General features: G+C 30.1%; 6 protein-coding genes. All 6 read right to left on the reverse strand.

Annotated features, from left to right (window positions below):
* Window positions 1-800 (reverse strand): M55 family metallopeptidase (locus SOY52_RS07475; RefSeq protein ID WP_320848339.1); only part of this gene is annotated, 800 nt, incomplete at its 3' end.
* A 165-nt stretch (window positions 801-965) separates the two neighbouring features.
* Window positions 966-1,175: a 30S ribosomal protein S21 gene (rpsU, locus tag SOY52_RS07480; RefSeq protein WP_154425438.1), complete on the reverse strand. Its 210-nt coding sequence runs from the start codon at window positions 1,173-1,175 to the stop codon at window positions 966-968.
* 99 nt (window positions 1,176-1,274) lie between these two features.
* Window positions 1,275-2,444: a Wadjet anti-phage system protein JetD domain-containing protein gene (locus SOY52_RS07485; protein ID WP_320848340.1), complete on the reverse strand. Its 1,170-nt coding sequence runs from the start codon at window positions 2,442-2,444 to the stop codon at window positions 1,275-1,277.
* On the reverse strand, window positions 2,431-5,763 hold the full coding sequence (locus SOY52_RS07490; protein WP_320848341.1) for an ATP-binding protein: 3,333 nt from the start codon (window positions 5,761-5,763) through the stop codon (window positions 2,431-2,433). The genes SOY52_RS07485 and SOY52_RS07490 overlap by 14 nt, the downstream gene beginning before the upstream one ends.
* A complete protein-coding gene (locus SOY52_RS07495) occupies window positions 5,760-6,383 on the reverse strand; it encodes a DUF4194 domain-containing protein (RefSeq protein WP_320848342.1) in 624 nt (207 codons plus the stop codon). Before SOY52_RS07495 ends, SOY52_RS07490 begins: the two co-directional genes overlap by 4 nt.
* An 11-nt stretch (window positions 6,384-6,394) precedes the next feature.
* Window positions 6,395-7,730 (reverse strand): DUF3375 family protein (locus SOY52_RS07500; RefSeq protein ID WP_320848343.1); only part of this gene is annotated, 1,336 nt, incomplete at its 5' end.

Below are 7,730 nucleotides of genomic sequence, written 5' to 3' on the forward strand. Positions count from 1 at the left end.
CATAAAATCATGTGCATGATTTCAGCAAAATCTGAATTTGTGTAGCTGATAGTTCTTCCACTGAGACGCTTTACACCTGGAATCATCTCAAGTTTATCTGCCATAACAGTTGTCATTACATCTATTTCGAGGTTAATTGGCTGACCTGCAAGTACACATTTTGCCTTACCACTATCTTTGAGTTCACAAGCCTCTCTAACAGCCTGTCTAAAACATGGTTCAAGCTTTCCTGGGCTATAAAGTTTTGCAGCATATCTACCAAGACCTTCTTTTGTGCGAACATAAGCAGGATTTAACTCTGTATGCTTTAATTCTTCTTCAAGTTTATCATCACCAGCACAGAATGTAAGAGGTACACCAAGGGAAGCAGCATAGTAGCTATTTAATTCAACTTCACCAACTTCAACACCATTAATTCTTACATTATAAATACAAGCACTGCTATATGAATGATCCATTAGAGCATTCCAAGTACCAATCATACCATGATAACCAACGAGCATTAGCATGTCATAGCTGCTATCAAGAGAAGCAAGCATATAATCCTGTCTAGGATAGCCACTAATAATATATACACGTGGATCTGTGTAAACACCATAAGGAAGATTTTCTCCTCTTGCGTGTGAGTCACAAATGCATACTTCTTCAATTTCAGGGTGAACTTTAAATAGTTCATCAAGAATCCAATCAAGCTCACGAATATAAGCTTTACCAGTACATGATGGATCAGTTGTCATCTCATTCCAACTTACTAATCCTGATAGTCCTTCAGTATCTAGACTTATGTATACTTTCTTCATTTTTTAGGTATCTAATATAACTTAAAGTATTTTTGCTAAAATACAGCATTAATAATACTAAAAATTAAAGTAAAAACTTTAAAAATAAGATGTTTTGCTGAAAAACTTATCTAAAAGGAATAAAAAAAGTCCTCGAGTTAACGAGGACCAAAAATAGAGTAAGGCTTAATATGCCTTAGAAGCGTGCATCTTCTTGTTCTTGAGCATCTGCTTTCTGGCCATAGCCTTATTCTTGCGGTGCTGGATAGCAGATGGCTTTTCGAAGTATCTGCGCATCTTGTATTCTCTGATTACGCCTTCTTTCTCTACCATTCTCTTGAAACGCTTAATCGCTTTCTCGATAGGTTCAGTTTCGTCAACTTTTACGAATGCCATATATTATCTCACCTCCTCTGCCCGTAGGCTCAAGAATCTTTAAGAGATTACTACAATTAATAATTCTTTGTCACTACTAAATTGATATTTTTTATAAATTTATGATTGTAGTTTTTCTAAATATTTCAAAATGTATTCTTGATCAATTTTTTCTTGCTCAATTCTATTGTTGCTTGGTTCATTCTGTCTTAATTTTTGAAGTAATTCCAACTCATTTCTATCTAAATTATCAAAACAGGTAGCTTTTGGACCTCCTACCGAATAGCAATAAAATTTCTCATAAGTTTCAATATCCATCATTATAGATTTTAGTGAAGGATAAAGTGATCGTGCTATAGATAGTATTTCAAGACCATGCTCATCTAAATCACCAAAGTAATAAATATTCTTTTCTTTAAACCATGGGATGTCTAAAATTTTGACTTGAAAGCCACCTCCAAATATACAAAGATCTTTATCTTTGATTGGAAAAGAAAGGTATACTGCTTCATTCTCAATTATGAATATTCTTTCAATCTGTGATAAATCATAAGCGTTATCAAGTTCTTTTAAAGAAGAAAGAGGTAAAGCAATTTCTTCGAATAATTTGTGCTTTAGTTTAAGTCTAATTAATATAGGTTTTCTTTTTATATTAAAAACTTCTTCAAGTCTTAAACCTTTAAAGTCCTTATTAAGTAAGTAACCGTAAAGCGAAATAAGGATATTACTATTATTCTCTATAAATTTAGTATGAACTTCGATAGGAAGTTCTCTAAGATAGTACATGTTTGAGTTTTTATTTTCTAAAAACCAAGACAATACTTTGTAAATACCTTCCCAGCTTATTGTGTTATCTTCAATTTCGTTTGATTTTGAAAGTGCCCAAGAAAGAAAAACTTCTTTAGTTGAATACTTCTCAAACAAAGGATTAAGCATATTTAGGGCCTTTACAATAGCTTTGTATTGTTTTTCTTTCTGAGTAATAAATAGATAATCATCATTAGAAGGAATTACTATTTTTTTTATTTCTGATTGATTACCTAGTCCTCTAATTTTTTTATCTTCCCATTCAATTAAATAACCTTTCCCAACTTTTTCTTTACTATTGTTATATAAAATAGAATAAGATGAAGCATTGTTATTAAAGCTTTTATCTAAAGAAGTATTACCTCTAATAATTAGTGGAAAGAATAAAAAATCACTTTCTAAGATAATGTGAGAAATTAATACCTTTTTATACTCATTCCACTTATTATTTGCTTTATTAAAAATTATCTCAGGTGTTAGCAACTTCTGCCCCTCTATATTCTTCTATTGTCATACTAGAAATCGAAGATGTTTTACCATCACTATTTTTTTCAAGAAGGTGTAGGCTAGATACATATCCTTCAACAATATTTATACCATTTCGAGGAGTGATTACCATAAGTTGTAAATCAAGTTCTTTGAAGAGCTGTAGAGCATATTCACTATTTTTTGCATCACTTTTGCTAAATGCCTCATCAAGAATTACAAATCTAAATGGACCTTTGCTATATTCGTCATAGTTATCAAGATTAAATTGATAAGCGATAGATGCTGCTAAAATAGTATACGTTAGCTTAGCTTTTTCACCTCCAGAAAGAGATCCTGTATCTTGATAATACTGTTTTATTGAATCATCGTTATTTATCTCTTTTGCAGAGAAAATGTATTTCCTTCTGAGGTCTAATACTTTTGCTCTAAGGTTATCATCTAAACGATATTTATCTAAGAAGGCTTTTATTCCTTTATATATTTCTTTCCTCTTTTCCTCATTTCCTTCTACTAAATCCCTTATATTTGGGATCGCTCTTAAAAGATTTTTTTCAAATTCTTTGAAATCCTGATCAGAAGATGATTTAATTTCAAGTTGTAAATGAGTATCATTTTCTTTATCAAATGGAATTTTCAATAAATTTCTATTTAATATGCGAATAGCATCCCTAATTTCTTTATCCCAACTTGTTATTCTTTCGTTCAAAGAACCAAATGTATTCTTTAGAGAGATTGTAAGATACTCATCAAATTTAAGTTTTAGCTCAACTAGCTTATCATCTTTAATTGAAAAATACTCTTTATCAAAATCTGATAGATAATCGACTTCAGGAATAAGATATGAATACTCTCCACTCCAATTTAACTGTTCCTCCCCTTGCTTCATTATAGGAGAGATAAAAGCTGTCATTAATCGTTCTAATTGACTACGATCTTTTATCTCTTTCTCACTAATTTGACTAAATTCTTCTTTATATGAAGCAGATAGCTTAGAGTGTATATTTAGTAAATCATTAAGAGATTGGATTTTTGAAATCTTTTCATTTACTAAAAATAGTTCTTTACAAGAAGTGTCTGAATCACTAGTTTTTAACTTTTGATTAAAGTTAGCGATGTCGATAGTAAGTTTATCAATTTTATTTTTTAACTCTCTAATATTACCTTGAAGTTCGCTTTGTTCATTTTGTAGGATTTCTTTTCTATCTATTTCTCTTTCCAACTGTCTTTGTCTTTCTTCAAGATCTTTATTTTTTAATAAGAATTCAGCTCTTTGATTTTTTACTTTTTCTATTTTAGATATAAGTGGAGCTTTATCTATTTTAGTCCACTCATCATATTCATCTAGGCGATCAAGTAAATTACATATTGAGTTTGCTTTTTTTATTTTATTTTCAGCATCCTTAATTTTTAGAGAAAGATCAGTCTTTTCTTCGAGGTGTCCTTGAATAAGAATTTGAAGCTCTTCTCTACGTTTTTTATTATCCCAACCAAGATAAATATCTAGCTTACTATCATCCTTTTGCTTTTCTTCATCACTTGAGAGAATGCAAGAGGGAAGAAGGGCATTGGATGATATAAGAAAATCATCAATGGAAGAATATAAATCAAAAGTAAAATTACTATTAATGTAATTTGAGATGTAATTTTTATATGGATTATCTTTTTGCTTTATTTCTATATAATCAAAAATATTACTTTTACAATTAGCTTCAAAAATATAATCATCCATTACAATTAACGATAGCTTTATCCCAATATTTGTTTTATCCAAATACTCAATTATTGCTTTTTCGTCCTTTTTTTCACAAAGAAGGTGTAGAGCCTTTGAATTAACTACTTTTGTAATAGCATCACTAAATTCATCTTTCTTATCCTTAATAGATATAAGTTCACCTAAGTAGAATAACTTTTTTATTCCTGTATTTTTTATGATAGTATTTCTTACCTCATCATATTTTTGAGGAATATTTGTATCACGAAGAGAAAGATAACCTAGCTCCTTTTCCATTAAATTAAGCGATTCATTAATATCTCTAATGATGTAAGAGTAATCAATTTTTGCTGTTTCAGCCTTCGTTTTATTTGATTCAACTTTTTCTTTTAATAGTTTAATTTTTTCTTTGATAACAAAAAATTCTTCTTGACTCTCTGCAACTAGAATTTCAACACCATTTGCAATTAGTTTATCAACTAATACTTTATAGCTATCATATTTAATTGAAACTTCTTTAAGAGTATTTTCATATTCTTTTATTTGGTATTCATATTCTGAAAGGATAGAAGTTGCTTGATCAGATTTTAAAGAATAAATCTTTTCCATGCAGAGTTCTAATTCACATTTATTGTCTTCTGCTCGGTTTTGAGCCTTTGATTTTTCTAATTCATTTTCCTTTAATTCTTTTTTTCCAAGCTCAATTGCACTTTCAATAAACCAGATATCTTCTCCCTTTATTTTACTTTCACATTGCTCCTTTAAGGTACATGATTTATTCCAAACTTCACCAGAAAGATGAATTTTTTCAAGTCTTTCAAGTTTGAGCATATCCTTTTTTATATCATGCTCAATAGAAATTAATTTGCTAAATTCTTCATCGAGTTCTGTAAACTCCTTATTTGGTGACTTATCTTCTAACATATAACTTCTAACAAATGATGTGATGTCACCTAATACCTTCATTCCAACTGTTTGTGCAAAGAGTTTTAATGCGTTATCAGAACGAAAACCAAACTTATCCATGAAATATGTTTTATAAGCAGAAAATGATTCAAAAAATCTTGTTCCTACCTTAAGGGTTAATTCCTTTTTCCATTTTCCATCTGAAGATATATTTGTTTTAGAATTAATCAATAAACGATTTATTTCTTCAATTTTTAATTCTCTATCGCTAATTGCATACTTTGTATCAAGCTTATCAGAGGAAAAATATCTGACCTGCAAAAGAGATAATACTTTATTTTCCGCTGGATCTTCAAATATACCATTAATAATGCTGAGAGTATTCTTATCCCGTAGGTAATTAGTAGTTCCATCTCCGCTATTACCATATGCTCCACGAACATAGTTTTCAACATCTCTTTCTCTCTTTTTTACAGAATCAGATGAGAGGTTGTACCACCTAAGATTTGAAGGAATTAATAGCGTTAAAATGGCATCGACTACAGTTGTTTTGCCAGTTCCATTATATCCTGTTAATATTGTTGACTTATCATTAAAGATGAAGGTTTTTACAGTTTTGTCAAATACACCCCAGTTTAGTATTTGTAGAGCTTTAAGCCTGTATCCAGATGAGTCCTCTGAAAATAAATTACTCATTTTTCTTCCTCCTCATTCTTATTTAGCTTTTCTAACATTTCTTTCATTACATTTGCATTTATTTTGCTTTTAATTATAGGACTTAACTCAAATTCTGCCTCATCAGATATCTTTGATGAAAGTAGCTTTTCCTTTGGTTTAAGATATGTGAGCTCAACAAGCTTATTAATCATATTATCAACATCACTATTAAACTTTGTTTGGTCACTTGCTTCTTTAGTGAATGATTTTACTAAGCCCATTATTTCTCTTTTATGCAATATAGGATAGCTTGATTCATTCATAGATGATGAAAATTTATCCATTTCCTGTCTTAATAGAACCAAAAGCATAGACATCTTATAGGAAAATGGAATCTTCCTGATTAATCGAGGGAGTGTTTCATCTACTTCTTCTTCACTTTCCATACCTTTTTCAACACTATCTTTTATTTGTTCAAGATAGGCATATCCATCTTCTTCTTCAATTAACACATGAAGACCTATTACTCTAAAATAATTATCTATATTTTCTCTGCATCGAAGAAGTATAGCCCAAATTTTTCTATCATCATTTTCATAAACTGGGCCTTTAAGTAGTAATATTGCTGCCTTAGACCATTCTTGAACTGTATTTACCATTTTTTATTCCTTTAGATATGAAGTGTAATAGTTGGGAGGGTTACACAAAAATATTTATCACTATTCCATAAATATTTTATTTCATCTGTTAAATTTTCAGAGATATCGACACTTGTCCCATAATCTCTAAACACTGATATATAGCTTACAATTTCTTCTAAACCTTTTGTAATAGGATATCTATCTGTTAGTTCTTTTAATGTAAATGACTTTACCTTCTGTTCTTTTGAAAAGGTAATAACATTATTAAGAAGTTGTTTTTCATCTACATTAAATTCTGAAACAAGAGAAAGAATTTGTGAAAGATTATTCTTTTTCTCTTCAAATAAAATAGCAGATGTAGTTCTTTCTTCTGTCTCAGCTTTTAGAGGCTTGGATAAAGGAAACGATAGAGAAGGTTTAATGTCATCAATAAAGATAAAATTACTATCATTGAAATCTTTTCCACTTGATAGAATATCGGCATTCTTAGCCTTTATTTTTGCATATAACTCATCAAGTCCTTTTCTATCAGCACGGTTTGTTTGTGCCATTACACGGCTCATTCTATCTGTTAGAATATGGTTCTTTTCAACTATTCTATTACCTGCATTAAATAGAGAGGAACGTAGGTTTAGTAAGAATGAAACATCATAATCGATATTATTTTCGATTATCGTGGATATTATTTCTTCTGATAAAGCTGAGATTTCATCCTCTCTGTTTGCAGACATATAGTCCCAAAAACCATTAAAGGATTGGCCTTGAGGAGAATTATTTAGTTCTCTATATAGCGTTAATGAATATCCAAGTAGCATGCGCTTTGAGATTTCCTCACTTGCTTGCTTCTTAGCAATTTGAGTCATTATATCTTTAAAGTTTTCCTCAACTTGAGAAAATTCACCAAGCATATCACGACTCTTTCGTTTTAAATCTGTGAGGTATTCAACTATTCTTCTATTATCATAGGTCTTTACCTTACCAGTTGTTTCAATTTCTTTTATTTCAGCTTCAAGTTCTTTTATTTTTTCCTTTAGCTCTCTTATTTTAGATTCAGGATCTTTATTCATGTTTTCACTCAGATTTCTTAGCTGAGTGAGTATGAAGTTAAAAGAACTCTCTGTGCTGATAAAGTCAGATTCCATAATATTATCAATGTAAGAAAAAACACGAATTAAGGAAGGTGATGGCCTAATCATCTCCTCCTTCTTTTGATTGTAGTAACGAAAAATATATCTTTTATCTTCACTAAACCAGTCTTCTGAGTATGATTTTACTCTTGAAGCTATATCCATTAGATAAATATTCTCTTCCCCAATATCATCTTCAATTGCTTCTTCCTCTGATACATGTTCAGCTAAAAAGTTT

This window comes from Bullifex sp. (genome assembly GCF_034103065.1).
In the GTDB taxonomy this organism is placed as follows: Bacteria; Spirochaetota; Spirochaetia; order Sphaerochaetales; family Sphaerochaetaceae; genus Bullifex.

Excerpts from the sequence above, each read along its gene's own strand:
- rpsU (WP_154425438.1), bottom strand. The coding sequence starts at position 1,175 with ATGGCATTCGTAAAAGTTGACGAAACTGAACCTATCGAGAAAGCGATT.
- SOY52_RS07490 (WP_320848341.1), bottom strand. The coding sequence starts at position 5,763 with ATGAGTAATTTATTTTCAGAGGACTCATCTGGATACAGGCTTAAAGCT.
- SOY52_RS07495 (WP_320848342.1), bottom strand. The coding sequence starts at position 6,383 with ATGGTAAATACAGTTCAAGAATGGTCTAAGGCAGCAATATTACTACTT.